This is a genomic window from Mesorhizobium sp. B2-3-6, from assembly GCF_006442305.1.
GTDB lineage: Bacteria > Pseudomonadota > Alphaproteobacteria > Rhizobiales > Rhizobiaceae > Mesorhizobium.
Genome location: NZ_VFVW01000001.1, coordinates 595312 through 619907, shown reverse-complemented (window position 1 = coordinate 619907; position 24596 = coordinate 595312). Strand labels below are relative to the sequence as shown.

The following is a 24596-nucleotide window of genomic DNA, read 5'->3' as shown; positions in this document are numbered from 1 at the left end:
AGGGCGCCAAGATTGCGTTCAGTTCCCTTCTCCCCGTCCCTATACGGGGAGAAGGCGCCGGCAGGCGGATGAGGGGCAGCACCAACTTCGGCAATCATCGGCACCGGGAAACTTCCCCGCAGACGGTGCCGTCCTTGTCGGCGATCATCAGTTTCTTGGCGCTTTTCGAGCTGCGCAAACTCAAACCCCAGTCGCCGGAATGCCTGTCCGCTCCACCTTGCGCGGCGCGGTGATCTCCTTCCAGGTCGACAGTGCCCGGTTGACCGCCGCGTTCGGCTCGCGGCCGACGAACTGGCCATGGCCAGGCTTGGCCTTCACCTCGGTCTCCTCGATCGACAATTCGCCACGCGAGAAGACAAAGCGCGGCAAGCCGGTCACTTCGACGCCTTCGAAGACATTGTAGTCGATGACCGACTGCTGCTTCTTCGAAGAAATCGTCTTCTTGCGCTTGGGGTCCCACACGATGATGTCGGCATCCGCGCCTTCGACAATGGCGCCCTTTTTCGGGTACATGTTGAGGATCTTGGCGATGTTGGTCGAGGTTACGGCGACGAATTCGTTCATCGTCAGCCGCCCGGTGTTGACGCCCCTGGTCCACAGCACCGGCATGCGATCCTCGAGGCCGCCCGTGCCGTTCGGGATCTTGGTGAAATTGCCGACGCCGAAGCGCTTCTGGTCCGTGGTGAAGGCGCAGTGGTCGGTCGCCACCACCTGCAACGATCCCGCCTGCAGGCCGGCCCACAGCGAATCCTGGTGTAATTTGTTGCGGAAGGGCGGGCTCATCACGCGGCGCGCCGCATGGTCCCAGTCCTTGTCGAAATACTCGCTCTCGTCCAGCGTCAGGTGCTGGATCAGTGGCTCGCCGAACACCCGCATGCCTTTCTGACGCGCCCGGCGGATGGCCTCGTGCGCCTGCTCGCAGGAAACATGCACGACGTAGAGCGGCACGCCGGCCATGTCGGCAATCATGATGGCGCGGTTGGTCGCCTCGCCTTCCACTTCCGGCGGGCGCGAATAGGCGTGCCCCTCCGGGCCATTGTTGCCGGCGGCAAGCAACTTCTGCGAGAGCGCCGCAACCACGTCGCCATTCTCGGCATGCACCAGCGGCAGCGCGCCGAGCTCGGCGCAGCGCTGGAACGACGCATACATCTCGTCGTCGTCCACCATCAGCGCGCCCTTGTAGGCCATGAAATGCTTGAACGAGGTGATGCCCTTGTCGACGACGGTGGCCATCTCGTCGAACACCTGCTTGCCCCACCAGGTGATCGCCATGTGGAAGGAATAATCGCAGGACGCCTTCGAGGTCTTGTTGTCCCACATCTGCAAGGCCTCGAGCAGCGACTGCTGCGGCGACGGCAGGCAGAAATCGACCACCATCGTCGTGCCGCCGGCTAGTGCCGCGCGCGTGCCGGACTCGAAATCGTCGGCCGAATAGGTGCCCATGAACGGCATTTCGAGATGGGTATGCGGATCGATACCGCCTGGCATGACATAACAGCCGGTGGCGTCGAACTCATGGTCGCCGTGTAGGTCGGAGCCAATGGCGACGATCTTGCCGTGCTGCATCAGCACGTCGGCCTTCCATGTGCGGTCGGCGGTAACGATGGTGCCGTTTCTGATGACTTTGGTCATTTTTCTCGTTCCCTTGTTCCTTCGCGCTTCTTGCGAGCAGCGTTTGGAAATCCAGCTTTCCAGCTTACTCCACGATGACCGCTGTCTCCACCACGGCATGGAACAGCACGTCGGCTCCTGCCGCCGCCCATTCCTTGGAGATCTCCTCGGCCTCGTTGTGGCTGAGACCGTCGACGCAGGGGCACATCACCATGGCGGTCGGCGCGACGCGGTTGATCCAGCAGGCGTCGTGGCCCGCGCCCGAGACGATGTTGCGGTGCGTGTAGCCGAGCCGGTCGGCGGCATCACGGATCGCCTTGACGCAGCCCTTGTCAAAGGTGACCGGATCGAAATGGCCGACCTGCTCGATCTTGTACTGGATGTCGAGCGCCTCGCATATCGTGTCGATGCCTTCGCGGATGCGCCCATCCATGGCGTCGAGCACTTCCTTCTCCGGCGAGCGGATGTCGATGGTGAAGACCGTGCGCCCGGCGATGATGTTGCGCGAGTTCGGATAGACTTCCATGTGGCCGACCGCGCCGACGGCGTCCGGCTGGTAGTCCATGGCAATCTCGTGCACCAGTTCGATCACGCGCGCCATGCCGAGCCCGGCATTGCGGCGCTTGGGCATCGGCGTCGAGCCGGTATGCGCCTCCTTGCCGGTCAGCGTCACCTGCAGCCATTTCAGCCCCTGTCCATGGGTGACGACGCCGATGTCGATGCCTTCGTCCTCGAGGATAGGCCCTTGCTCGATATGCAGTTCGAAAAAGGCGTGGATCTTGCGATCGCCGACCTTCTCCGTGCCCTTCCAGCCGATACGCTCCAGTTCCTCGCCGAATTTCTTGCCGTTCTTGTCCGTATGCTCGTAGACGTCGGTCTGGTCGAGCACACCGGCGAACACGCCGGACGCCATCATCGCCGGGGCAAAACGCGAGCCCTCCTCGTTGGTCCAGTTCGTGACCACGATCGGATGTTTGGTCTTGATGCCGAGATCATTGAGCGAGCGGACGATCTCCAGGCCGCCGAGCACGCCGAGCACGCCGTCATACTTGCCGCCGGTCGGCTGCGTGTCGAGATGGCTGCCGACATAGACCGGCGGCAGGCTGGGATCGGCGCCTTCGCGCCTGGCAAACATGGTGCCCATCTCGTCGACGCCCATTTCGAGCCCGGCCGCGTCGCACCAGCGCTTGAACAGATGCCGGCCCTCGCCGTCCTCGTCGGTCACGGTCTGGCGATTGTTGCCACCGGCAATGCCGGGGCCGATCTTCGCCATCTCCATGATGGAATCCCACAAACGGTCTGAATTGATTCGCAGATTCTCGCCGGGTGCGGCCATTCAAAACCTCTCCAATTGCGTGGCGTTCCCCTCCCCCTCGAGGGGAGGGTGGCCGCGAAGCGGTCGGGTGGGGTCGCCGGACATGCGCTCGACCTTCCCTTTGACCACCTGCGCAACATGCCAAGGGTTGTTTATGACATCGGGCACATCGACGCGAAAGACATCAAAGCCGAGCGAGCGCAGATAGGCATCACGAACGGCATCATGCCGCTTGCCCTTCTCGTGTTCGTGCAGATCGCCATCAACTTCAACGATCAGCTTCACGGCGAGGCAGGCAAAGTCAACGATATAAGGCCCGATCGGACACTGACGACGAAACTTGATGCCGGCCGATTTCAGCTCGCGCAGTTCATACCAGAGCAAGGATTCACCCCTGGTTGCGTGAACTCGAAGCGCGCGCGCCTTTTGGCGCATTTCGTAGCTCACGCGAGTGCGGGGCATCAACGGCAGCCTCGCGGCAACAGATCAGGTCGGCACCCCGTCGCACCGACCCCACCCGACCGCTTCGCGGCCACCCTCCCCTCGAGGGGGAGGGATATCCGCGCCCAGTTCTTCAATCGATCGACCTCAGTACCTCACGCACATGATCGATCAGTTCGTTGATCTGGCCCTTGGTGATGATCAGCGGCGGCGACAGCGCGATGATGTCGCCGGTGGTGCGGATCAGCGCGCCGCGCTCGAACGCCTTGACGAAGGCCGAGAAGGCCCGCTTGGTCGGGCTGCCGGCAATTGGCGCCAGCTCGATCGCACCGATCAGGCCGATGTTCCTGATATCGATGACATGCGGCTCGCCCTTCAGCGAATGCAGCGCGTCTTCCCAATAGGGCGCCAGTTCCTCGCCGCGGGTGAGCAGGCCCTCTTCCTTGTAGGTGTCGAGCGTGCCGAGCGCCGCGGCGCAGGCGATCGGATTGCCCGAATAGGTGTAGCCGTGGAAGAACTCGATCATGTGCTCGGGGCCGGTCATGAAGGCGTCGTGGATTTCCTTCTTCACGAACACCGCGCCCATCGGGATGACGCCGTTGGAGACGCCCTTGGCGGTGGTCATGATATCAGGCGTGACGCCGAAATAATCGGCAGCGAACGGCGCGCCAAGACGGCCGAAACCGGTGATGACCTCGTCGAAAATCAACAGAATGCCGTGCTTGGTGCAGATTTCGCGCAGCTTCTGCAAATAGCCCTTGGGCGGCAGGATGACGCCGGTGGAGCCGGCGACCGGCTCGACGATAACGGCCGCGATGGTCGAGGCGTCATGCAGCGCAACGATGCGCTCCAGCTCGTTGGCCAGCTCCGCGCCATGTTCCGGCACGCCCTTGGAGAAGGCGTTCTTCTCCGGCAGGTGTGTGTGCGGCATATGGTCGACGCCGCCGAGCAGCGTGCCGAACATCTTGCGGTTGGTGACGATGCCGCCGACCGAGATGCCGCCGAAATTGACGCCGTGATAGCCGCGCTCGCGTCCGATCAGACGGGTGCGCGAGCCCTCGCCCTTCACGCGGTGATAGGCGATCGCCATCTTCAACGCGGTCTCGACCGATTCCGAACCGGAATTGGTGAAGAACACGTGATCCATGCCCTTCGGCGCGACGTCGACCAGGCGGTTGGCCAGTTCGAACACGATCGGGTGGCCCATCTGGAAGGCCGGAGCGTAGTCGAGCTCGGCGGCCTGCTGCTGGATCGCCTCGGTGATCTTGGGCCGGCAATGGCCGGCATTGACGCACCAGAGGCCGGCGGTGCCGTCCAGCACCTTGCGGCCGTCGCTGGTCGTGTAGTGCATGTCCTTGGCGGACACGAACATGCGCGGCGCCTGCTTGAACTGCCGGTTTGCCGTGAACGGCATCCAGAATGCACTGAGATCGTTCGGCGTGACTTTCAGCCGGTTGGACATGACCAAGACTTCCCCTTGTAACCTGTTTCGGTACGTCCAACGCTTGGTCTTTGCCGCGCTTTCGTGCTACGCAAATTTTTGACCGATTGGACAAACGTTAGCACCGCCCTGTCGGCGGTCAAGGGATTACTAGCGGAAATGCGGCTCCTGAAGTGCGTTCCACAGGCCGGGGAAAAACTGGTCCAGAGAATTGGGCCAGACCGCTTTCAACACGAGGGCGCGCAACGGTGAACACCAGCACGGAAGCCCCTCGCCGCACCCGCATCCAGCAGGAGAAGCGCGAACTCATTCTCGAAGCCGCGCTCGAGGTGTTCTCCACCAATGGCTTCCGCGGCTCGACCATCGACCAGATCGCCGAAGCCGCTGGGATGTCGAAGCCCAACCTGCTCTATTACTTTCGCCGCAAGGAAGACATTCACGAGACGCTGATGCAGCGCCTGCTCGACACATGGCTGGCGCCGCTCAGGGAACTCGACGACATCGGCGATCCCCTGACCGAGCTCAGGAGCTACATCAGGCGCAAGCTTGAAATGGCGCGCGATTTTCCGCGCGAGAGCCGGCTGTTCGCCAACGAGATTCTGCAGGGCGCACCACGCATCATGCCCTTGCTGACCGGCGAACTGAAGACGCTGGTCGACGAGAAGGCAACCGTCATCAAGGGCTGGATGCGCGCCGGCAAGATCGCCAGGACGGATCCTTGGCACCTGATCTTCTCGATCTGGGCGACGACCCAGCACTATGCCGATTTCGACGTCCAGGTCCGCGCCGTGCTCGGCCCGAACCGCGGCGGCGACGGCCGCTTCGAGGACGCAGCGAGGTTCCTGGAGCAATTATTTCTCGACGGGTTGAAGCCGAAGGCCTGACCCTGCCCTGAAGGCTCACGCGCTGCGCCGCTCGGCCGGCAGCGCATCAAGCAAGCTCTGCAGCTTGGCGATCGAGTTCTGCTCGGCCAGCGGCGTGTAGACGACCAGCCGATGTCGGATCCATCGTCGATCGACAGGCTCATGTGCTCGAAGGCCATGGCGCCGGCCGTCGGATGGCGGACGTGCTTCAGACCCGTCAGCTTTCGCGCTACGTCACGTCGGGGCCACCAATCGCGGAACTCGGGGCTCGAGCGCATCATCAGCGCGATCAGCCGGTCGAAATCGGGATCACCGACATATTTGGCGCTTTCGGCGCGAAACGAAGCGAGCACCACGCGAGCAAGCTCTTCCCAGTCGACGAGCAGGCGACGGTGCTGCGGGCTTGTAAACACCATGTGGACGATGTTGCGGGCGTCGCCTTCCAGCAAGCCATAATCGCCGAACACCGCGGCGGCTGCCGGGTTCCAGGCGAGCACGTCCCAGCGCCGGCCAACCACATAGGCAGGCTGCAGCACAAGGCTTTGCAGCATGTGCAGCAACGGCCCGTCGACCTTTTCGGGCGTCGCCCCACGATGCTCCGGCTGCTGGCGGCCAGCGAGGATGAACAAATGCCGCTTCTCGACAGCGTCGAGGCGCAGCGCCTCGCAGAGCGCCGCCAGCACCTCTACGGAGGGCCTGACATCCCTGCCTTGTTCCAGCCAGGTGTACCAGGTGGTGCCGACACCGGCGATCATCGCCACCTCCTCGCGCCGCAGGCCCGGCGTGCGCCGCCGCGCGCCGCAGGCAATGCCGGCGGCCTGTGGCGAAAGCCTCTCGCGGCGCGAGCGCAGGAAGGCGCCGAGCTCGCGCCGGCGGCTGTCTTCAGCGGAATGAGAAGGAGCATCCATGACCCTATTATAGCAGTACCGATACCAGGATAAAGTTTGAACTGTTTGGCGCGCACCCGCTGCCCCATCTTCTCTCGAGAGCAACGATTGGAGCCTCCAGACATGAACCTGAAAGACAAGATCATCCTGATCACCGGCTCGACCGATGGTGTCGGCCGGGTCGTCGCGCAACGGCTGGGCGCAGGTGGCGCCCGGGTGCTGGTGCATGGACGCGACGCAGCGCGCGGCAAGGTGGCGATCGCGGACATCGAGGCGGCCGGCGGCGAGGCCGAGTTCTTCGCAGCCGACCTCGCCTCGCTGACCGAGGTGCGCCGGCTCGCCGAGGCCGTGCGTGAAAAAACCGCTCGGCTCGACATCCTCATCAACAATGCCGGGGTCGGCACGGCTGGCCAAAACGCCAAAAGGCAGGTCAGCGCCGATGGCTATGAACTGCGCTTCGCCGTCAATTATCTCGCCGGCTTCCTGCTTACGGAGGAATTGCTGCCCCTGCTGAAGGCCAGCGCGCCGGCGCGTATCGTCAACGTCGCCTCGGCGGGCCAGCAGGCCATCGACTTTAGCGACGTTATGCTTACCCATGGCTACAGCGGCGTGCGCGCCTACTGCCAGAGCAAGCTGGCGCAGATCCTGTTCACCGTCGATCTCGCCGAGCAGCTCAAGGGCAGCGGGGTTACTGTCAACGCCCTGCACCCGGCGAGCTACATGAACACGACCATGGTCCGGCAGGCAGGCGTGACGCCATGGAGCTCGGTGGAAATCGGCGCCGACGCTATCCTTAACCTCGCCACCTCATCCGCACTCGAAGGGCGCAGCGGCCTCTATTTCGACGGCCTGCGCGAATCCCGCGCGGACGCCCAGGCTTACGACGCAACGGCAAGACAGCAATTGCGAGTCTTGAGCCTGGACCTTGTCGGCCAGGCAACATCGAAGGAACAACATTCATGACGACAAGATCGAACACACAGTCGTCATCGGCGGCTCGTCCGGCATCGGCCTGGCGACGGCGCGCAAACTGCTCGGCCCCGGCATGAAGGTGACCATCACCGGGCGCAATCAGGACAAGCTCGTCAGCGCATGGAAAAGTCTCGGTGGCGCCGCTGACAAGGCGGCATTCGATGCGTCAAAGCCGAATGAAGTGCGCCACTTCTTCGAGCGTCTCGGCCCGTTCGACCATCTCGTTCTGGCCGCGAGCGGCGGCAAGGGTCTTGGCCCATTCCAGACGCTTGACCTTGCCGATATCGCTGGCGGCGTCGACGAAAAGGTACGGCCGCAATTGTCCTGCCTGCAGGCGGCCCTGCCGACGCTGGACAAATCAGGATCGGTCACCTTCATCTCGGCGGTATCCGCCCAGCTCGCCACGCCGGGCGTCGCCGGCATCGGCGCCTTCAATGGCATGCTCCTGACGGTGGCACCGATCCTGGCCGTCGAGCTGAAGCCGCTGCGCGTCAACGTCGTGGCGCCCGGCGTCATCGACACGCCCTGGTGGGACTTTCTGCCGGACGAGCAGCGGCAGGCGATCTTTGCCGACTATGCCGGCAAGACACCGGTCGGCCGCATCGGCCGCGCCGAGGACGTCGCCTCGGCCATAGCCTTCCTCGTCTCCAACGGCTTCATGACCGGCCAGGTGCTGACCTGCGATGGTGGTTTGCGGTTCGCGGCCTAGCTGCAACCGTCAAAGCGACTGGGCGATCAGTGTCAGGAAGCCGCCGCTCAGCGCGACATTGCCAACAAAACCATTGATACGCGACGCACGCTCCTGTCCCTGATGATCCCAGAAATTGTGGAACATCGGCGTGGCGACGATCAGGAACAGCACCAGCACCGCACAGGCAGTGGCGGTCCAGAAGCCCGTCACCACCAGCACGCCGGCGACGATCTGCAACACGATGCCGGCCCAAAGTGCCAGCCGCGCCTGCGGCACACCGCGCGCGACCATCAGCCCCGTCAAGAAGCCCGCGTTCTGGATGTTGCGCAGGCCGGCGAAGACAAACCCGCCGCCAAGCAACAGCCGGCCGAGAACCAACAAGGCGGCGGGTAAATCGGCAAGCATCAAACGCTCTCCCTTCGAAATAATGGGAGCGCCGCCTCCCTTGGCGGCGCTCCGATCGTGATCGAACAATCAGGCGGCCTTGGCGGCAGGCATCGGATGAATGGCGTGGAACGGAATGCAAAGCCGGTTCCAGGTATTGATCATGCCCAGCGCCACGGAGAGCTTGACCAACTCCTCTTCCGAGAAATGTTCCAGCGTGCGGGCATAGAGTTCGTCCGAAACACCATTGTTGGCGATCAGCGTCACGGCCTCGGTCCAGGCCAAAGCGGCGCGCTCGCGCTCCGAAAACAGCGGCGATTCCTTCCAGGCTGAAACCAGATAAAGCCGCTGTTCGGTCTCGCCGTCGCGCCTCGCCTCGCGGCTGTGCATCTCGACACAGAAGGAGCAGCCATTGATCTGTGAGGCCCTGAGCTTGATCAGGTGCAGCAGGCTTTCCTCGAGCCCGCATTCGTCGACCGCCTTGTTGAGCGCCGATACCGCTTTCATGATCTCGGGCGCCTTGGCGAAGAACTGGAGCCTCTGTCTCATCATCTTTCCTTTCATGTTTGCTTGGTTGAACTGGATTTCTGCTGCCGCTGGTGGCGCTCGGTGAAAGCGCAGCTTGCCGCGACCGACCGCGGATCGGCGCCTTTCATGAAGTCCGCCACGATGTCGGACAGCCTGACCTCGGCCAGCGCCGCGCGATAGGCGCGCTCCGCCTTCAGCATCGCAGCATTGATGCCGCACGGCCTGACATAGGCCGATGCATCGAGTTTCGTCGGGCCGCGCTGGCGGATTTCGCCGCATCGGAAAGCCGGCTCGCGCCCTTCGACCGCCAGCACGATGTCCAGCAGCGTGATGCGTTCGGCCGGTTTCGCCAACCGGTAGCCGCCCGCTGGTCCCGGAACCGATTCCAGGATGCGCGCAGCGGTGAGCATGTTGAGATGTTTCAGGAGATAGCTCGGCGACAGGCCAAACGCCTCCGCCAGGGCCGCACCCGGCATGGTGCTGTCGCCATCGACGCCCGCCAGCGTCGCCGCGCAGTGGATGGCCGCTTCGACGCCATCGCCCAGCTTCATGGTGTTGGCCTCTTGTTCATGGATAATCTATATCGTGGATTTTTATTATCTACAATAGCAAAATGAAAACGGCGCCCGAGGACGCCGCTTTTTCCTTGATTGTTCCGCCCTACTCCGCCGCCACCTTGGCCATTGGGTTGTTCGGGTGCGTGGTCCAGTTGGCGTAGACCGGCGACACAGGCATGCCGGTGCGCTGGTCCATCACCCCGGCGGCCAGCGGCTCCATGGTGATGCAGTTGTCAACCGGGCAGACATTGACGCAAAGATTGCAGCCGACGCATTCGGCCTCGATCACCTCGAAATGCCTGACGCCGTCGACCATGCTGGTGATCGCCTGATGCGAGGTGTCCTCGCAGGCGATGTGGCAGCGGCCGCATTTGATGCAGGCATCCTGGTCGATATGCGCCTTGGCGACATAGTTGAGGTTGAGATACTGCCAGTCCGTGACATTGGGCGTGGCACGGCCGATGATGTCGTCGAGCGAGCGATGGCCCTTCTCGTCCATCCAGTTTTCGAGACCGGCGATCATCTCCTGCACGATCTTGAAACCGTAGGTCATCGCGGCCGTGCACACCTGCACGTTTCCGGCGCCGAGCGCCATGAACTCGGCAGCGTCGCGCCAGGTGGTGATACCGCCAATGCCGGAGATCGGCAGCCCCTGCGTTTCGGGGTCGCGCGCGATCTCGGCCACCATGTTCATGGCGATCGGCTTCACCGCAGGGCCGCAATAACCGCCATGCGAGCCCTTGCCGTCGATGGTCGGCATCGGCGCGAAGCTGTCGAGATCGACGCCGGTGATCGAGTTGATGGTGTTGATCAGCGACACCGCGTCGGTGCCGCCGGCATGTGCTGCTCGCGCCGGCTTGCGGATATCGGTGACGTTGGGCGTCAGCTTGGTGATGACGGGCATGCGCGTGTACTGCTTGCACCAGCGCACAACCATTTCGATATATTCCGGCACCTGGCCGACGGCGGCGCCCATGCCGCGCTCCGACATGCCGTGCGGGCAGCCGAAATTGAGCTCGATGCCGTCGGCACCGGTTTCCTCGACAAGCGGCAGGATCGCCTTCCAGCTTTCCTCGACGCAAGGCACCATGATCGAGGCGATCAGCGCCCGGTCGGGCCACTCCATCTTGACCTGCTTCATCTCACGCAGATTGGTCTGCAAGTCGCGGTCGGTGATCAGCTCGATGTTGTTGAGGCCGAGCAGACGGCGGTCGGCGCCCCAGATCGCGCCGTAGCGTGGGCCATTGACGTTGACCACCGGCGGGCCCTCTTCGCCCAGCGTCTTCCAGACGACACCGCCCCAACCGGCCTTGAAGGCGCGCACGACATTGTAGGCCTTGTCGGTCGGCGGCGCCGAGGCCAGCCAGAACGGATTGGGCGATTTGATGCCGACGAAATTATTCCTGATATCTGCCATGCTCATGCCCTCCCGTTCGAGGTCAGTGCCCGGTGAATGGATTCCGCCGCATCACGCCCTTGCGCCACGGCCGAGACGGTCAGGTCGTCGCCACCGAATATGCAGTCGCCGCCGGCCCAGACCTTGGCCAGCGAGGTGCGCCCTTCCGCATCGACCTTGATGCGCCCGGCCTCGAGCTCGATCGCAGCACCGCTGCCATTGAGCGCAGCGGGGACGAAACTCTGTCCGATCGCCTTGAACACCTGGTCGGCAACGAGGGTCAGCGTCTCGCCGGTGCCGGCAAGACTGTCGCCGTTCATGGCGGTGTATTCAAGCTCGATGGCATTGACCTTGCCGCCTTCGGCAATCACCCGCTTCGGCTGTAGCCAGTGTCGGATGACGACGCCGTTGGCGGCCGCCAGGTCCTGCTCGAATTCGGAAGCATTCATATGTTCCTGGCCGCGCCGGTAGCAGATCGTCACCTCCTCGGCGCCAAGCAGCTTCGACTGCACCGCGGCATCGATCGCCGTCATGCCGCCGCCGATGACGACGACGCGGCGGCCGACCGGCAGGCCGGAGAGATCGCTGGCTTGGCGCAGCTCGGAGATGAACTCGACGGCGTTGGTGACGCCCACGGCGGCCTCGCCATCGGCGCGCAGCGCATTGACGCCGCCGAGCCCCATGCCCAGAAACACCGCGTCATAATTGCGGATCAGGTCGGAGAGCTGATAGTCGCGGCCGAGCGCCTTACCGTTCTGGATATCAATCCCGCCAATCGAGGTGACGTACTCGACCTCGGCTTGGGCGAAATTGTCGACGCTCTTATAAGCGGCGATGCCGTATTCGTTGAGCCCGCCCGCCTTCGCGCGCGCTTCCAGGATTGTGACGTCGTGGCCATGGCGGGCGAGCCGATGTGCGGCGGCAAGGCCGGCCGGCCCGGCGCCCACCACGGCGACCGCCTTGCCTGTCGGTGCGGCACGTGGATAAAATTGCCTGTTCTCGCTCATCGCGATATCGGTGGCATAGCGCTGCAGCCGACCGATCTGCACCGGCTTGCCTTCCGCCACTTCGCGCACGCAGACCTCCTCGCACAGCGTCTCGGTCGGGCAGACGCGGGCGCACATGCCGCCCAGAATGTTCTGGTCGAAAATGGTCTTGGCCGAGCCGATCGGATTGCCCGTGGAGATCTGGCGGATGAACAGCGGAATGTCGATCGAGGTCGGGCATGCGTTCATGCACGGCGCGTCGTAGCAGAAATAGCAGCGGTCCGCTTCGACCAGCGCCTCGTGGTGATCGAGCGGCGGATGCAGGTCGGAAAAATTGTCCGCATACTGATCGGCAGGCAGCCGGCCGCCTGCAATGCCTTCCCTGAACTGGCCTTCTGCCATCGTCAGTTCCCCTTGTTTTCGTTTTAGGGAAGGCTAGCACGTTTTATTTTTTTATCAATTGGTCAATTTTCTACATAAGCCTCTGAAAAGGCTCGAATAAAACATGATAATTTGGTTCACGTTTAATATCATAATGCGCGAATGTCGAACTTTCGAGGAAGGACGGTCCGCTAAGCGGCAGGCCGCAATCATGGCATGCCTGTCGAGCCGCAATTTTTCCTCCGCTGTCGGATTTCCGTCTCGAAGATCGTCCTATGATGGATCGAAGGACGATCGACGCAAAAGGTGAGGAGACCGACGATGCCGAAATCCCCAATGCCCTTCTTCTGGTACGAATTGATGACATCAGACCTCGACGCCGCCGAGGCGTTCTATACCAAGGTGGTCGGCTGGACCGCGCAAGCCTTCGACAAGGCTCCCGGCATGCCGCGCTACATCGTCATGAATGTCGGCGAGCGTGGCGTCGGCGGGCTGATGACGATGCCTGAGGATGCCGCCAAGATGGGCATGCCTCCCGCCTGGCTTGGCTATATCCACACCAGGGATGTCGATGCTGCCACGGCGTCGCTGCAGAAAGCCGGCGGCGCCGTTCATCGCCAGCCCGACGACATTCCGGGCGTCGGCCGCTTTGCCGTCGTCGCCGATCCGCAAGGCGCGACCTTCATGTTCCTGCAGCCGAACGGGCCCGACCAGCCGGTCGTGCCGGCCAGCACGCCGGGCCATATCGGCTGGCACGAGCTTTACACAACCGACTGGAAGGCTGCGTTCGACTTCTATTCCAGCCAGTTCGGATGGACCAATGCCGGCGATTTCGACATGGGGCCGATGGGAACCTATCAAACCTTCGCGGCCGGCCCCGAATCCGGTGGCGGCATCATGAACAAACCCGAACAGATCCCGGTGCCGGTCTGGCAGTTTTATTTCAACGTAACCGCCATCGACGCGGCGGCAAAACGGGTGACCGACAATGGCGGCAAGATCCTGATGGGCCCGATGGAGGTCCCCGGCGGCAGCTGGATCGTGCAATGCCAGGACCCGCAAGGCGCCCATTTCGCCTTGATGGCGCCCGGACGGTAAGGGGCTCAACGTCGCACAGGAGGACGGCCTTTTGACCAAGGGATTGAAGGCCGTCCCCCAGCCTGGCGCCGAGCTATTCCGGCGTCAGCACCGCGACTTTCAGGCCTGCCTTTTTTGCACCGCTGAACTGGACGGTGGCCGGGCCGGGCGCAAGCTTGAACCGAACGCTCTTGCGAATGTCCGGACAGGTCTTGACCCCGCTGTAGCCGGCCAATTTCACGGTATGGCCGTCCTGAATGACATCGATCCAGGCTTCGCCCGACAGGCTTATCTGGATGCCCCCTTCCGGCGGCACAACCATGCTGGCGACAGCGCCGAACGTGCCAGGCGCCGGGGCACGTTCCGGCGGGAGGGCGAATTCCGCCGTCTCGGCCGGCACCAGAACCAGATCGGCGGCAGCGCCGACCGCCAGCGTCGTCCCCGACGCAGCAGAAGGAGGCGCGGCGAACAGCGCCTGCTCGCGCGTTACCGGCCATTTGAAAGCCTCGCAGCCGGCATCCTCGGCCATCGCGAAGCTGGTACCTGCAAGGATTGCGAAAAAGCTGATGACGACTTTTTTCATGGCGAGAGACCCCCAAACGATTTCAACTATCTACAAATCGATACAACCATAGGGATAGTAATGCAACCTTAGGGAGAAAATATCGACGCGTTGCGGAACGTCTCGCATCACCGATTGTTGATGTTAGGTAGCGGGAAGTGAATGGTCCATTTCAGGGCGATAATCTAGGTCGGGCCGGGAGGGCGAAAACGGAGTTTCAGATGGCGCTTTTCGAAGGCTTGGCCCGATACCAGCCACAGGCGCTCGGCGTTCTGCGCATCATGACTGCGCTGCAGTTCATCGAGCATGGCAGCCAGAAGCTGTTCAATTTCCCGGCAAGCGCCGAACCCCACGCCCTCAGCGGGTTGACGCTGACAGCCGGCATTCTCGAGTTCGCCGGCGGCATCCTGCTCGCGCTGGGGCTGTTCACCCGCCCAGTCGCCTTCCTTCTGGCCGGCGAGATGGCGATCGCCTATTTCATGGCGCACATGCCGCGCGGCTTCTTCCCGGTCAACAATGGCGGCGATTTGGCGATCTCGTTCTGCTTCATCTTCCTCTATCTGTTCTTCGCCGGCCCTGGCGCCTTTGCGCTCGACAATCGCCGCGCTGCCTGATGCGAGCCGGATGCGGATTTTTCACGCCCGCATCCGCTCCAAATTGGCGTCGAACAGCGGCACCGGCTGCATGCGTGCGGCATGGCGCTTGCCGAGGATTTCGATCTCGAAGCCTTCGCTCTCCTCGGCGATCTCCTTCGGCACGTAGCCCATGGCCACCGATTTCCTTGAATGATGCGCATAGCCGCCTGACGTCACCCAGCCACGCACCGTGCCGCCGAACCAGATCGGCTCGTCGCCGATGACATCGGCGTCGGCAGCCTCGACGATGAAGGCGCGCAGCCTGAGCCTGCCGCCCTGCTTGCGCTCTGCCAACGCCGCGGTCTTGCCTATGAAATCGGCTTCCTTGCCATAGGCGACAAAGCGATCGAGCCCTGCCTCCAGCGGTCCGTAGATCGGCCGGTATTCGCGCGCCCACGAGCCATAGTTCTTTTCCAGCCGCAGTGCGTTCAGCGCACGGGAGCCGAACAGGCCAATGCCGAACTCCTCGCCCGCCGCCATCAGCGCCTGGAACGCCGCGCGCTGATATTCCGGCGCCACCCAGATTTCATAGCCGAGATCACCGGTGTAGCTGACGCGGCCTACCAGGCACGGCGCCATGCCGATATCCATCTTGCCGATGGCGATGAAGGGAAAGGCGGCGTTCGAGACGTCCGTCCGCGTAACCTTGGCCAGCACGTCCCGCGCCTTCGGCCCGGCGACGGCAAGGCCGGTGAGTTTCGCGCCCGAAGCCTCGATGCGGACAGAACCATCCGCGGGCAGATGCTTTTCGAACCAGCGCATATGGTACTGCTCGGCAATGCCGGAACCGGCGATGAACCACTCCTCGCCGCCGAGATTGGCCAGCGTGAAATCGCCGATGAGCTTGCCGTCCTCCTTCAGCATAGGCGCCAGCGTCATGCGGCCTGGCCTCGGCAGCTTGCAGGCGAGCAGCCGGTCGAGCCATGCAGCAGCCCCCTCGCCTGTCACGCCGTATTTGGCGAAATTCGAAATCTCGGCGATGCCGACGCCCCCGCGAACGTTTGCAACCTCCCTGCCGACATGCGCGAAATCGCTCGAGCGACGCCACGAGAACTCGTCCTTGACGCCTTCGGGCGCGTACCAGAGCGGCACTTCCAGCCCATAGGACACGCCCCATTGCGCGCCCTTGGCCGACAGCAGGTCATAGACCGGCGTGGTCTTCAGCGGCCGTCCGGCGGGCAATTCCTCATTGGGGAAGCGTATCGAAAAGCGCCTGGAATAGTTCTCGCGCACCTTAGCGTTGGTGTAGGCCATCGTCGCCCAGTCGCCATAGCGCGACACGTCCATGGCCCAGATGTCGGCGCCGGGATCGCCCTCGATCATCCAGTTGGACAGCGCGAGCCCAACGCCGCCGCCCTGGCTGAAACCGGCCATGACGCCGCAGGCCACCCAGAAGCCCGGCAAACCGCGCACCGGCCCGACCAGCGGGTTGCCGTCAGGCGCGAAGGTGAAGGGTCCGTTGATGATCTGCTTGATGCCGGTGTTCTGAAAGGCCGGGAAATGCCGGAAGCCGACTTCCAGCGACGGCGCGATGCGGTCGATGTCCGGCTCCAGCAATTCATGGCCGAAATTCCACGGCGTCTGGTGCTCGGACCATGCCTTGTTGGCCTTCTCATAGGTGCCCATCAGCATGCCGCCGCGCTCCTGGCGCAGATAGAGCTCGCCGTCGAAATCGACGGCGTGGATGATCTCGGTGCCGGTCTTGGCGTTCCAGGCGGCGACCTCCGGCATGTCCTCGGTGATCAGGTACATGTGCTCCATGGCCAGCACCGGCAGTTCGAGCCCGACCATGCGGCCGACCTCGCGCGCCCAAAGGCCACCGGCGTTGACGACATGCTCGGCCGCGACCTCGCCCTTGTTGGTGATGACGCGCCACAGCCCGTCGGGACGCCGCACGATGTCCTCGACCTTGGTGAAGCGCTCGACCTCGGCGCCCAGCTTACGCGCAGCCTTGGCATAGGCATGGGTGACGCCGGAGGGATCGAGATGGCCGTCCTCCTTGTTGCGGACAGCGCCGACGAACTGCTTGGGGTCGAGCAGAGGCATCAGTTCGGCCGCTTCTTTCGGCGAGATTTCTTCGAGATCGATGCCGAGATAGCGACCCTTGGCGACGACGCCACGCAGCCAGTCGAGCCGTGCCTCGGTCGCCGCCAGCAGCACGCCGCCGGTCAGATGCACGCCGGTCGCCTGGCCGGAAAGCTCCTCGATCTCCTTGTAGAGGTTGATCGTGTATTTCTGCAGCTTGGCGACGTTGGGATCGCCATTGATCGTGTGCATGCCGCCGGCCGCGTGCCACGTCGAGCCTGAAGTCAGCTCGTCTCGCTCCAGAAGCACTACGTCGGTCCAGCCATGGCGGGCGAGATGGAACAGCACGGAACACCCGACAACCCCGCCGCCAATGACCACGACCTTTGCATGCGATTTCATGGGTTCTTCTCTGATATCAGTGAGTTGGATGGGCTAGATGATTCAAAAAGAGACGTTCGTGGCGCATCACGGCTCGCCCGCCCCAATCGCTTCCTTGCGCTTGGTCACGTAGGCCTCCAGCGCTTCGCGCACGGTGACGTCCATCGGCGGCTCGACATAGTCTTCGAGCGCCTTCTTCCACAACCGCGTCGCGCGCGCGGTTGCGTCGAGGCCGCCGGCTTCCTGCCAGGCTTCAAAATTCTGCCAGTTCGAAAGCATCGGCTGATAGAAGGCCGTCGCATAACGTTCCAGCGTGTGCGGCTCGCCGAAGAAATGGCCGCCGGTCGGCACCGCGCCCAGCGCCTCGACGGCAAGCTCGGCCTCGTCGACCACGATCGGGCGCAAAAACTCCATCATGTACTGGATCATTTCGACGTCGATGATGAATTTCTCGAACGACGCCGTCAGCCCGCCCTCCTGCCAGCCGGCGGCGTGATAGACGAGGTTGCCGTGGCCGAGCACAGCGCCCCACAGCGCCATCAACGTCTCGTAAGCGCCTTGCGCATCGGCGGCGTTGGAGGCCGAGCCCGGCGTTGTTCGGTAGGGCAGCCCGTAACGCCGTGCCAATTGCCCCGACGCGATGTTGGCCTTGGTGTTTTCAGGCGTGCCGAAGGCCGGCGCGCCCGACTTCATGTCGACATTGGAGGTAAAGGCGCCATACATGACCGGCGCGCCCGGACGCACAAGTTGCGTCAGGACTACGCCGAACAGTGCTTCCGCATTCTGCTGCGCGAGCGCACCCGCCAGCGTCACCGGGCTCATCGCGCCCATCAGCGTGAACGGCGTCACTGCCACAGACTGGCCGAATTCGGCCATCGTCATCAGCCCCTCGGCCATCATCTCGTCGAAACGGCGCGGCGAGTTGACCGAGATGATGGTGGCGATGCCGGGATCGTCGCGCAACTGGTCCAGCGTCAGCCCGCGCGCGATCGCCATCATCTCGATCCCGTCCAGCGCCCTGCCCCGGCCGATCGCCGAGACATGGAAGCTTTTGTCGGTCAGCGTCAGATTGGTGAAATAGGTGTCGAGATGGCGCGAATTGGCCGGCAATTCGACCGGCGCGCAGACCTGGTTGCCGAGCATGTGCACGCAGTTGAAATGCTGCGCCAGCCGGGTCAGGTCCGCATAGTCGCGCAAATTGCCGGGGCGGCGGCCCCGCGCCATGTCGTGCACATTGGGCGGCCCCGCAACGAGCGTGAAATTGATTGTGTTGCCGCCGAGATGAACGGCGTTGGCCGGATTGCGCGGTGTAAGGGAATAATTGGACCGCGTCGTCTTCAGCGCCTCGTCGACCATGCCGCGGTCAATGCGCACGTTCGCCGACGCGTGGTCCACACTGGCACCGGCCTGCTCGAACAGCGAGAGCGCCCGCGGGCTCATCACCTCGATGCCGAAATTCTCCAATATGTGCATCGACGCCTGGTGGATCGCCTCGATCTGGTCGGGCGACAGCAAGGCCATCGGCGGATAAGGATTGGTCACCCGCCTCGCCGGCAGCTGCGGGATAGGCCCTGGTCCCCGGTTGCTGGTGCGCTCGGCGCCGCGCTTGCGTCTTGGTTCGTTCATGCCAGGCATCAAAGCCTCGACAAACCGCGCCAGCTGTCAGAAATACGCCGTTTGCGGGCGCGATTTTAACCGAGGCGGCATTTTCGAAACATCGATTTATGAAAAGCGACAAGATATGTCGGGTGATCAATATGGCATTTTTCTGAAGCGCCCGCATCGGCGGCCCGTTAACGAGGGCAGCAAGATTCCCTTTATGATTTGAGCCTATTGCTCTGCCGATGCGTAGGTCAAGTTTTAGTAAAATTGTAGCGGTTGGTATGCTGCTGGCACTTTCGGCCTGTGCGACGGCCCCCAGCCACATCAACAATGTCTGCGCCGTCTTCGACCAGAATGACGGCTGGTTCGACAATTGGCAGTCGGCCGCCGAACGCGCCGAGCAGAAATACGGCGTGCCCGTCCCCGTGCTGATGGCGACCGTGCGCAAGGAATCCGGTTTCAAGAGCAACGCCCGGCCGCCGCGCACCAAACTGCTCGGTTTCATCCCCTGGAAGCACGTCTCGTCGGCCACCGGCTTCTCGCAGGCGCTGGACGGGACCTGGTCGCAATATCAGAGCGAAACGGGCAACTGGGCGGCCCGCCGGACCAAATTCTCCGACGCCGTCGATTTCGTCGGCTGGTACCATTCCAAGACAGCGGATACCTACGGCGTCGCCCGCAACGACACCTACAATCTCTACCTTGCCTACTATCTCGGCTGGACCGCCTATGGCCGCGGCAATCGTGGCGATTCCGGCGTCCAGAGCTATGCCCGGGCCACCGACAAGATGGCCCGCGACTATGCCGAACAGCTAAGGCAGTGCGGCAGCTAAAGGGCTCCCGCTACAACGACAGCATCTGTCAGCGCGGCTTCCTGCCGAACACCTTGATGTATTCCGCCTCGCCGCCCTTGGCGAGCGCCTTCGCCTGCTTGACCCAGTCCTCGCGCTCGATGCGGCCCTGGAATCTCAAATGGTCGTCGACCCACTCCCGTTCGGCCTTCTTCCACGAGGCAATTTGAGCGTAGGTGAAGATACCGAGGCCATTGAGGATGGCTTCCGTCTTCGGACCTACGCCGGATATCAATTTCAAGTCGTCCGGCTTGGCAGGCTTGGAGATGCCGGCGGGTCGGTTCCTGTCGGCCGCGCCATCACGCGCCGCGCCTGGTCTGGCCGCACGGCCGCTAATTGGTGCGACACGCGCATTCTCTGCCTGGCGGCCCTCGCCAAGCGTTCTCGGCGTGAAAGGCGCGGAGGTCGCGTTGGCATCGGTCGCCGGTGCACCTGTTTCGGAGACCTCGTCGCGCACCTCGTGGCGGCGGGCTCGCCACACGGCTTCTGTCTCCTCGGCGTCCTCTCCCACCGCGCTGGCTTCCGCACTGGCGGTCTTGCCATGTGGTCGGCTGGGCGGCTGACCGGCAAAGCCCGGACCGGCACCATGCGGCGCGTCGTCCGGCACGCCCTCATGGTCGGCATGCTGCTTGTCGAACTTGATCACCGGCTCCATCGTCGCCAGAACGTCGTCCGAGAGCCAGCACAGGCTCATGTGCCCGTCGCCCAGGTTCTTTACCGGCGGCACCTTGGTTTCGCAGAGATTATCCGGCACCAGTCTCTTGTAGCCGCAGCGCGTCTGGAATGGACAGCCTGTCGGCGGGTTCATCGCCGAGGGTATGTCGCCCTCCAGCACGATGTGCTTCTTGACCACGCTGGTGTCGGCGATCGGGATCGCCGAAAGCAGTGCCTCGGTGTAGGGATGATAGGGCGGCGCGAAGATCTGGTCGGTCGTACCTTGCTCGACGATATAGCCGAGATACATGACGACGACCCGGTCGGCGATATAGCGCACGACCGACAAATCGTGGCTGATGAACAGCATCGTCGTCTTGTTCTTGCGCTGGATGTCCATCAGCAGCTCGGTCACCGCCGCCTGCACCGACACGTCGAGCGCCGAGACCGGTTCGTCGGCCACCACCACCTTGGCATCGCCGGCAAAGGCGCGCGCCACGCCGATGCGCTGCTTCTGGCCACCCGAAAGCTGGCGCGGCTTGCGGCTCTCGAAGGCGCGCGGCAGCTTCACCAGGTCAAGCAATTCCAGCATGCGCTTGCGCCGGTCGGCGACGGTCTTGCCGACGTTGAACTTTTCCAGTGTGCGGATGATCTGCGAGCCGACCGAATGGCTGGGGTTGAGCGTATCGAACGGGTTCTGGAACACCATCTGGATCGACGACACCGTGTCGACGCTGCGGCTCTCGATGCCGGTCGACTGGATTTCCTTGTTGGCGAGCGTGACCTTGCCGGAGCTCGCCGTCTCGAGCCCGAGCAGTACTTTGGCCAGCGTCGATTTTCCGCACCCGGATTCGCCGACAATGGCGACGGTTTCGGATTCGCGCGCCGTAAACGAAATCGTCTCGTTGGCCTTGACGACGCGGCCCTCGCTTGAGCCGAACACCTCGCTGCCGCCAACCTTGTAGTATTTTCTCAAGTCCTCGATCTTGAGTACCGGTGCGCCAGGCACGACCTTCTCATTGACCTTTTTGGCGCCGGGCGGCAGGGCGTCCCAATCGATTTCGTTGAAGCGCACGCAGCGCGAGAAATGACCTTCATGTCCCGCGACTTCGATCATCGGGATTTCGGCGGCATTGCAGACGCCCTCGACGAAATGGTGGCAGCGCGGACCGAAATTACAGCCCTTCGGCCTTTCATGCGGCAGGGGCAGCTGGCCGGGGATCGAGATCAGCGGCCGCGAGTTCTTGTCGGCGCCCGGCAGTGGAATCGAGCGGAAAAGGCCCTGCGTATAGGGATGGCGCATCCGGTCGAACACGTCCTTGATCTTGCCGGTCTCGACGGCCTCGCCCGAATACATCACCGTGATGCGGTCGCAGGTCTCCAGGATCAGGCCAAGATTGTGCGACACGAAGATCATCGAGGTGCCGAACTTCTCGCCCAGCCCCTTGACCAGTTCGACGATGCCCGCCTCCACCGTTACGTCTAGCGCCGTCGTCGGCTCGTCGAGGAGAAGCAGCGCCGGCTTCGACAGCAGCGCCATGGCGATGACGATGCGCTGCTGCTGGCCGCCCGAAAGCTGGTGCGGATAGGAGCGCATCATGCGTTCCGGATCGGGAAGCTTCACCGAGCGCACCATTTCGAGCGCACGTTTATAGGCCTCCTCCTTCGACACCTTGTCGTGGATCAGCGGCACTTCCATTAGCTGCTGGCCGATCTTCATCGCCGGGTTCAGGCTCGCCATCGGCTCCTGGTAGATCATGGCGATCTTGTTGCCGCGGATGCTGCGCAGCTCCTCCTCGGAGAGCTCGCCCATGTCCTTGCCCTGGAACTTGATCTTGCCGCCGACAATCTTCCCGATGTTGGAGAGGTCGCGCATGATGCCGAGCGACACGGTCGACTTGCCGCAGCCGGATTCGCCGACAATGCCCATCGCCTCGCCGGGCATGACCGTGCAGGAAAAATCCATCACGGCCGGTATCTCGCCCTTGCGGGTGAAGAAGGAGATCGACAGGTTCTCGATCTCGATGATCGGCCCATTGTTCGGCCTGGCCGGATTTCGAACTGCCTCGTTCATGGGTCGCTCCAATCCTTGGTTCTTCCGGGCAAGTAGGGTCGAGGACCCCGCCATCAATCCTTCATCGATTGCTCGCGCAGGGAATCGGCGAGCAGGTTTAGCCCCAGCACGAACGACATCAGCGCGATCGTCGGCGGCAGTGCCGGGTGGATGAAGGAACGCAGCAGCCGGCTGGCATCCTTGATCGCAGTGCCCCAGTCGGGACTTTCCGGCGCCAGCCCGAGGCCGAAATAGCCCAGCGTGCCGAGCAGGATGGTTGTGTAGCCGATGCGCAGGCAGGCATCGACGATCAGCGGTCCGCGCGCATTGGGCAGGATCTCCCACAGCATGATGTACCATGGCGACTCACCGCGCGTCTGGGCCGCCGCCACATAGTCCCGCGTCTTGATATCCATGGTCAGGCCACGCACGATGCGGAACACGCCCGGGCTGGAGGCGAACACCACCGCCACGAAGATGTTGAGCTGGTTGGGATCGATATGCACGATCTTCAGCGGGTCGGCATCGAACACCAGGCCGGCATAGATCCAGCCGCCGACCACCAGCGTCAGTCCGAGCAGGATGTAGATCCGGTCGGAACGGTTCTTGTAGCGCGTCCAGAACAGCACGCAGAAGAAAATAATCGGGAACAGGAAGAAAACGCCGGCCAGCGCGTAGGGGATCGGCGTGTCCATGATGCCCGGCGTCACCAGGAGGTAGAACAGCAGGATAACCGGGAAGGCCAGCACGAGATTGGCCAGGAACGACAAAACGGTATCGATCTTGCCGCCATAATAGCCGGCCGGCAGGCCGAGCGTGATGCCGACCATGAGCGCGAAGCCGGTCGCCGCCGGCGCGATGATCAGGACGATCTGGCTGCCATAGACCATGCGTGAAAAGACATCGCGGGCGAGCTTGTCGCCACCGAATAGATAAGCGAGGCCCGATTGCGGTTCGATGGCTCCGGGCAGTGTATCCTTCATGATGGGAATCTGGCCGAGCGGATCGAAAGGCGAGATGGTCGAGGCGAAGATCGCCGTGAACAGCCAGAACAGGCAGATGGCCACCCCCGCTATGCCGACGCCGCTGTCGAACAGTTGGCCGTAGAGAGCCAGCTTCTTCTTGTAGAGGAAGCTCGCGCCCATGACGATGAGAAGCGCGAGCCAGACCGGCCAGAAGCGCCAGAGCACTTCGAGGACGACGGTGGAGGCGCCGATATATTGGGCTTGCATGCGCCGTCTCCCCTACTGGACCCGAATGCGCGGATTGAGGAACGCGTAGCCGACATCGGAAATGAGCTGCGTGATCAGGACGATGAACACCGAGACCAGCGAGCAGCCGAGCAAAAGGTCGATGTCGTTGTTGCCTGCGGCCTCGACCAGCGTGTAGCCGAAGCCCTGATAGCGGAACATCACCTCGACGATGACGACGCCGGTGAGCAGCCACGGAAACTGCAGCATGATCACGGTGAAGGGCGCGATCAGAGCGTTGCGCAGCGCGTGCTTGACCACCACGCTTTTGAAGGAAAGACCCTTCAGCCGGGCGGTGCGGATATATTGCTGCGTCATCACCTCGACCATCGAGGCACGCGTCATGCGCGCGATGTAGCCGATGCCGTAGATGGCCAGCGTGATCACCGGCAGCGTGAAGTTATAGAAGGTGATGCCCTGGCTTGCCGATGCGGCGGATCCGTTCAGCCAGCCAAGCCAGGAGGCGAAGATGACGGTAAAGATGACGCCCGATACATATTCGGGCGTCGCCGTCGAGGCGATCGAGGCGACCGACAGCACCCGGTCGGTGCGCGACCCCTCGCGCATGCCGGCCAGGATGCCGATCAGCAGCGAGACCGGCACCATCACCGCCAGCACACAGAACATCAGGATGCCCGTGGCGCCAAGCGCAGGGAATAGCTTGGCCCCCACCGTGGTCTTGAATTTGGTCGAGCAGCCGAAATCACCCTGGAGCACGCCGGAGAACTTCGGCTCGGCCGGATCATTGCAGAAAGAGAAGCGCTGCGCCGGCTTACCGGTCGCCGGATCGGTTACCGGCTGCTTGGGCACGACGCCGAGCCACTGGCCGTAGCGCACGAAAAAGTTCTGCCGGTAGCCGTGATTGACCAGCCAGCTTTCCAGCTGTTCGGCCGAGGTGTGCATCTCGGTCTGGCTGATCGCCAGCTTCTTCAGGTTGGGTTCCAGATTGACGAGGAAGAAGACGACCAGCGTCAGGCACAGCATCGTGAGCAGTATCGTGCCGATGCGTCTGGCGATGAATGAGAACATTGTACCCCCCTGCCGGCCGGGTTG

Annotated in this window: 21 protein-coding genes and 2 pseudogenes; 7 read left to right on the top strand and 16 right to left on the bottom strand. The window is 63.0% G+C overall.

Annotation, left to right across the window (positions count from 1 at the left end):
* Positions 1 to 180: 180 nt before the first annotated feature.
* The 4 genes from hydA to FJ953_RS02990 all read right to left on the bottom strand — a co-directional run bounded on the left by hydA (position 181) and on the right by FJ953_RS02990 (position 4829).
* A complete protein-coding gene (gene hydA, locus FJ953_RS03005) occupies positions 181 to 1632 on the bottom strand; it encodes a dihydropyrimidinase (protein WP_140557476.1) in 1452 nt (483 codons plus the stop codon).
* Between the two features lie 64 nt (positions 1633 to 1696).
* Positions 1697 to 2947 carry a Zn-dependent hydrolase gene (locus FJ953_RS03000; protein ID WP_140623102.1) on the bottom strand — a complete coding sequence of 417 codons (1251 nt, stop codon included), beginning with the start codon at positions 2945 to 2947 and terminating at the stop codon, positions 1697 to 1699.
* On the bottom strand, positions 2948 to 3361 hold the full coding sequence (locus FJ953_RS02995; RefSeq protein WP_281405103.1) for an endonuclease domain-containing protein: 414 nt from the start codon (positions 3359 to 3361) through the stop codon (positions 2948 to 2950).
* A gap of 139 nt (positions 3362 to 3500) precedes the next feature.
* The gene (locus tag FJ953_RS02990; protein WP_140521238.1) at positions 3501 to 4829 is read right to left on the bottom strand and encodes an aspartate aminotransferase family protein; all 1329 of its coding nucleotides are present in this window, start codon (positions 4827 to 4829) and stop codon (positions 3501 to 3503) included.
* 227 nt (positions 4830 to 5056) lie between these two features.
* Between FJ953_RS02990 and FJ953_RS02985 the strand changes: the two genes are divergently transcribed.
* Complete coding sequence (locus tag FJ953_RS02985) at positions 5057 to 5692, top strand: TetR family transcriptional regulator C-terminal domain-containing protein (RefSeq protein ID WP_140495120.1); 636 nt, start codon at positions 5057 to 5059, stop codon at positions 5690 to 5692.
* A 15-nt stretch (positions 5693 to 5707) separates the two neighbouring features.
* Here the strand turns inward: FJ953_RS02985 and FJ953_RS02980 are convergent.
* Positions 5708 to 6579: pseudogene (locus FJ953_RS02980) on the bottom strand (helix-turn-helix transcriptional regulator).
* 102 nt (positions 6580 to 6681) lie between these two features.
* Between FJ953_RS02980 and FJ953_RS02975 the strand changes: the two are divergent.
* Positions 6682 to 7521 carry an SDR family NAD(P)-dependent oxidoreductase gene (locus tag FJ953_RS02975; protein ID WP_140516716.1) on the top strand — a complete coding sequence of 280 codons (840 nt, stop codon included), beginning with the start codon at positions 6682 to 6684 and terminating at the stop codon, positions 7519 to 7521.
* A complete protein-coding gene (locus tag FJ953_RS02970; protein WP_224680255.1) occupies positions 7484 to 8239 on the top strand; it encodes an SDR family oxidoreductase in 756 nt (251 codons plus the stop codon). The genes FJ953_RS02975 and FJ953_RS02970 overlap by 38 nt, the downstream gene beginning before the upstream one ends.
* A 9-nt stretch (positions 8240 to 8248) precedes the next feature.
* Here the strand turns inward: FJ953_RS02970 and FJ953_RS02965 are convergent, their stop codons facing one another.
* The 5 genes from FJ953_RS02965 to FJ953_RS02945 form a co-directional block, all read right to left on the bottom strand.
* A complete protein-coding gene (locus FJ953_RS02965) occupies positions 8249 to 8626 on the bottom strand; it encodes a DoxX family protein (RefSeq protein ID WP_140516666.1) in 378 nt (125 codons plus the stop codon).
* A 69-nt stretch (positions 8627 to 8695) separates the two neighbouring features.
* Positions 8696 to 9154 carry a carboxymuconolactone decarboxylase family protein gene (locus tag FJ953_RS02960; RefSeq protein ID WP_140495113.1) on the bottom strand — a complete coding sequence of 153 codons (459 nt, stop codon included), beginning with the start codon at positions 9152 to 9154 and terminating at the stop codon, positions 8696 to 8698.
* A gap of 11 nt (positions 9155 to 9165) precedes the next feature.
* Positions 9166 to 9684, bottom strand: a complete 519-nt coding sequence (locus FJ953_RS02955) for an Rrf2 family transcriptional regulator (protein ID WP_140623098.1) — start codon at positions 9682 to 9684, stop codon at positions 9166 to 9168.
* A 109-nt stretch (positions 9685 to 9793) separates the two neighbouring features.
* Positions 9794 to 11107, bottom strand: a complete 1314-nt coding sequence (gene preA, locus FJ953_RS02950) for an NAD-dependent dihydropyrimidine dehydrogenase subunit PreA (protein ID WP_140495109.1) — start codon at positions 11105 to 11107, stop codon at positions 9794 to 9796.
* A 2-nt stretch (positions 11108 to 11109) separates the two neighbouring features.
* Positions 11110 to 12474: an NAD(P)-dependent oxidoreductase gene (locus FJ953_RS02945; protein WP_140495107.1), complete on the bottom strand. Its 1365-nt coding sequence runs from the start codon at positions 12472 to 12474 to the stop codon at positions 11110 to 11112.
* A 300-nt stretch (positions 12475 to 12774) separates the two neighbouring features.
* On the opposite strand from FJ953_RS02945, the gene FJ953_RS02940 reads away from it, so the two are divergent.
* Positions 12775 to 13551 carry a VOC family protein gene (locus tag FJ953_RS02940; protein ID WP_140567426.1) on the top strand — a complete coding sequence of 259 codons (777 nt, stop codon included), beginning with the start codon at positions 12775 to 12777 and terminating at the stop codon, positions 13549 to 13551.
* Between the two features lie 73 nt (positions 13552 to 13624).
* On the opposite strand, the gene FJ953_RS02935 is transcribed toward FJ953_RS02940, so the two are convergent.
* Entirely contained in the window at positions 13625 to 14113 is a 489-nt protein-coding gene (locus FJ953_RS02935) for a hypothetical protein (RefSeq protein WP_140495103.1), read from the bottom strand.
* A gap of 200 nt (positions 14114 to 14313) precedes the next feature.
* Between FJ953_RS02935 and FJ953_RS02930 the strand changes: the two genes are divergently transcribed.
* Positions 14314 to 14706 carry a DoxX family protein gene (locus FJ953_RS02930; RefSeq protein ID WP_140516674.1) on the top strand — a complete coding sequence of 131 codons (393 nt, stop codon included), beginning with the start codon at positions 14314 to 14316 and terminating at the stop codon, positions 14704 to 14706.
* 21 nt (positions 14707 to 14727) lie between these two features.
* Here FJ953_RS02930 and FJ953_RS02925 read toward each other — a convergent pair whose 3' ends face one another.
* Together FJ953_RS02925 and FJ953_RS02920 are read right to left on the bottom strand one after the other, a co-directional pair.
* Positions 14728 to 17154 carry an FAD-dependent oxidoreductase gene (locus tag FJ953_RS02925; protein WP_140623096.1) on the bottom strand — a complete coding sequence of 809 codons (2427 nt, stop codon included), beginning with the start codon at positions 17152 to 17154 and terminating at the stop codon, positions 14728 to 14730.
* 66 nt (positions 17155 to 17220) lie between these two features.
* Positions 17221 to 18759 (bottom strand): trimethylamine methyltransferase family protein, encoded by a 1539-nt coding sequence (locus tag FJ953_RS02920; protein ID WP_140623094.1) that lies wholly within the window; start codon positions 18757 to 18759, stop codon positions 17221 to 17223.
* Between FJ953_RS02920 and FJ953_RS02915 the strand changes: the two genes are divergently transcribed.
* Together FJ953_RS02915 and FJ953_RS02910 are read left to right on the top strand one after the other, a co-directional pair.
* The gene (locus FJ953_RS02915; RefSeq protein ID WP_140623092.1) at positions 18758 to 18961 is read left to right on the top strand and encodes a hypothetical protein; all 204 of its coding nucleotides are present in this window, start codon (positions 18758 to 18760) and stop codon (positions 18959 to 18961) included. The genes FJ953_RS02920 and FJ953_RS02915 overlap by 2 nt on opposite strands.
* A gap of 16 nt (positions 18962 to 18977) precedes the next feature.
* Positions 18978 to 19568, top strand: coding sequence for a transglycosylase SLT domain-containing protein (locus FJ953_RS02910; RefSeq protein WP_140495095.1), 591 nt, complete (start codon positions 18978 to 18980; stop codon positions 19566 to 19568).
* A gap of 544 nt (positions 19569 to 20112) precedes the next feature.
* On the opposite strand, the pseudogene FJ953_RS02905 reads toward FJ953_RS02910, so the two are convergent.
* From FJ953_RS02905 to FJ953_RS02895, 3 genes and pseudogenes are all read right to left on the bottom strand, one after another.
* Positions 20113 to 22314, bottom strand: a pseudogene (locus FJ953_RS02905) (ABC transporter ATP-binding protein); the annotation flags it as partial.
* 53 nt (positions 22315 to 22367) lie between these two features.
* Positions 22368 to 23525: an ABC transporter permease gene (locus tag FJ953_RS02900; protein WP_140495091.1), complete on the bottom strand. Its 1158-nt coding sequence runs from the start codon at positions 23523 to 23525 to the stop codon at positions 22368 to 22370.
* A gap of 12 nt (positions 23526 to 23537) precedes the next feature.
* Positions 23538 to 24572, bottom strand: coding sequence for an ABC transporter permease (locus FJ953_RS02895; RefSeq protein WP_140521245.1), 1035 nt, complete (start codon positions 24570 to 24572; stop codon positions 23538 to 23540).
* Between the last annotated feature and the right edge of the window lie 24 nt (positions 24573 to 24596).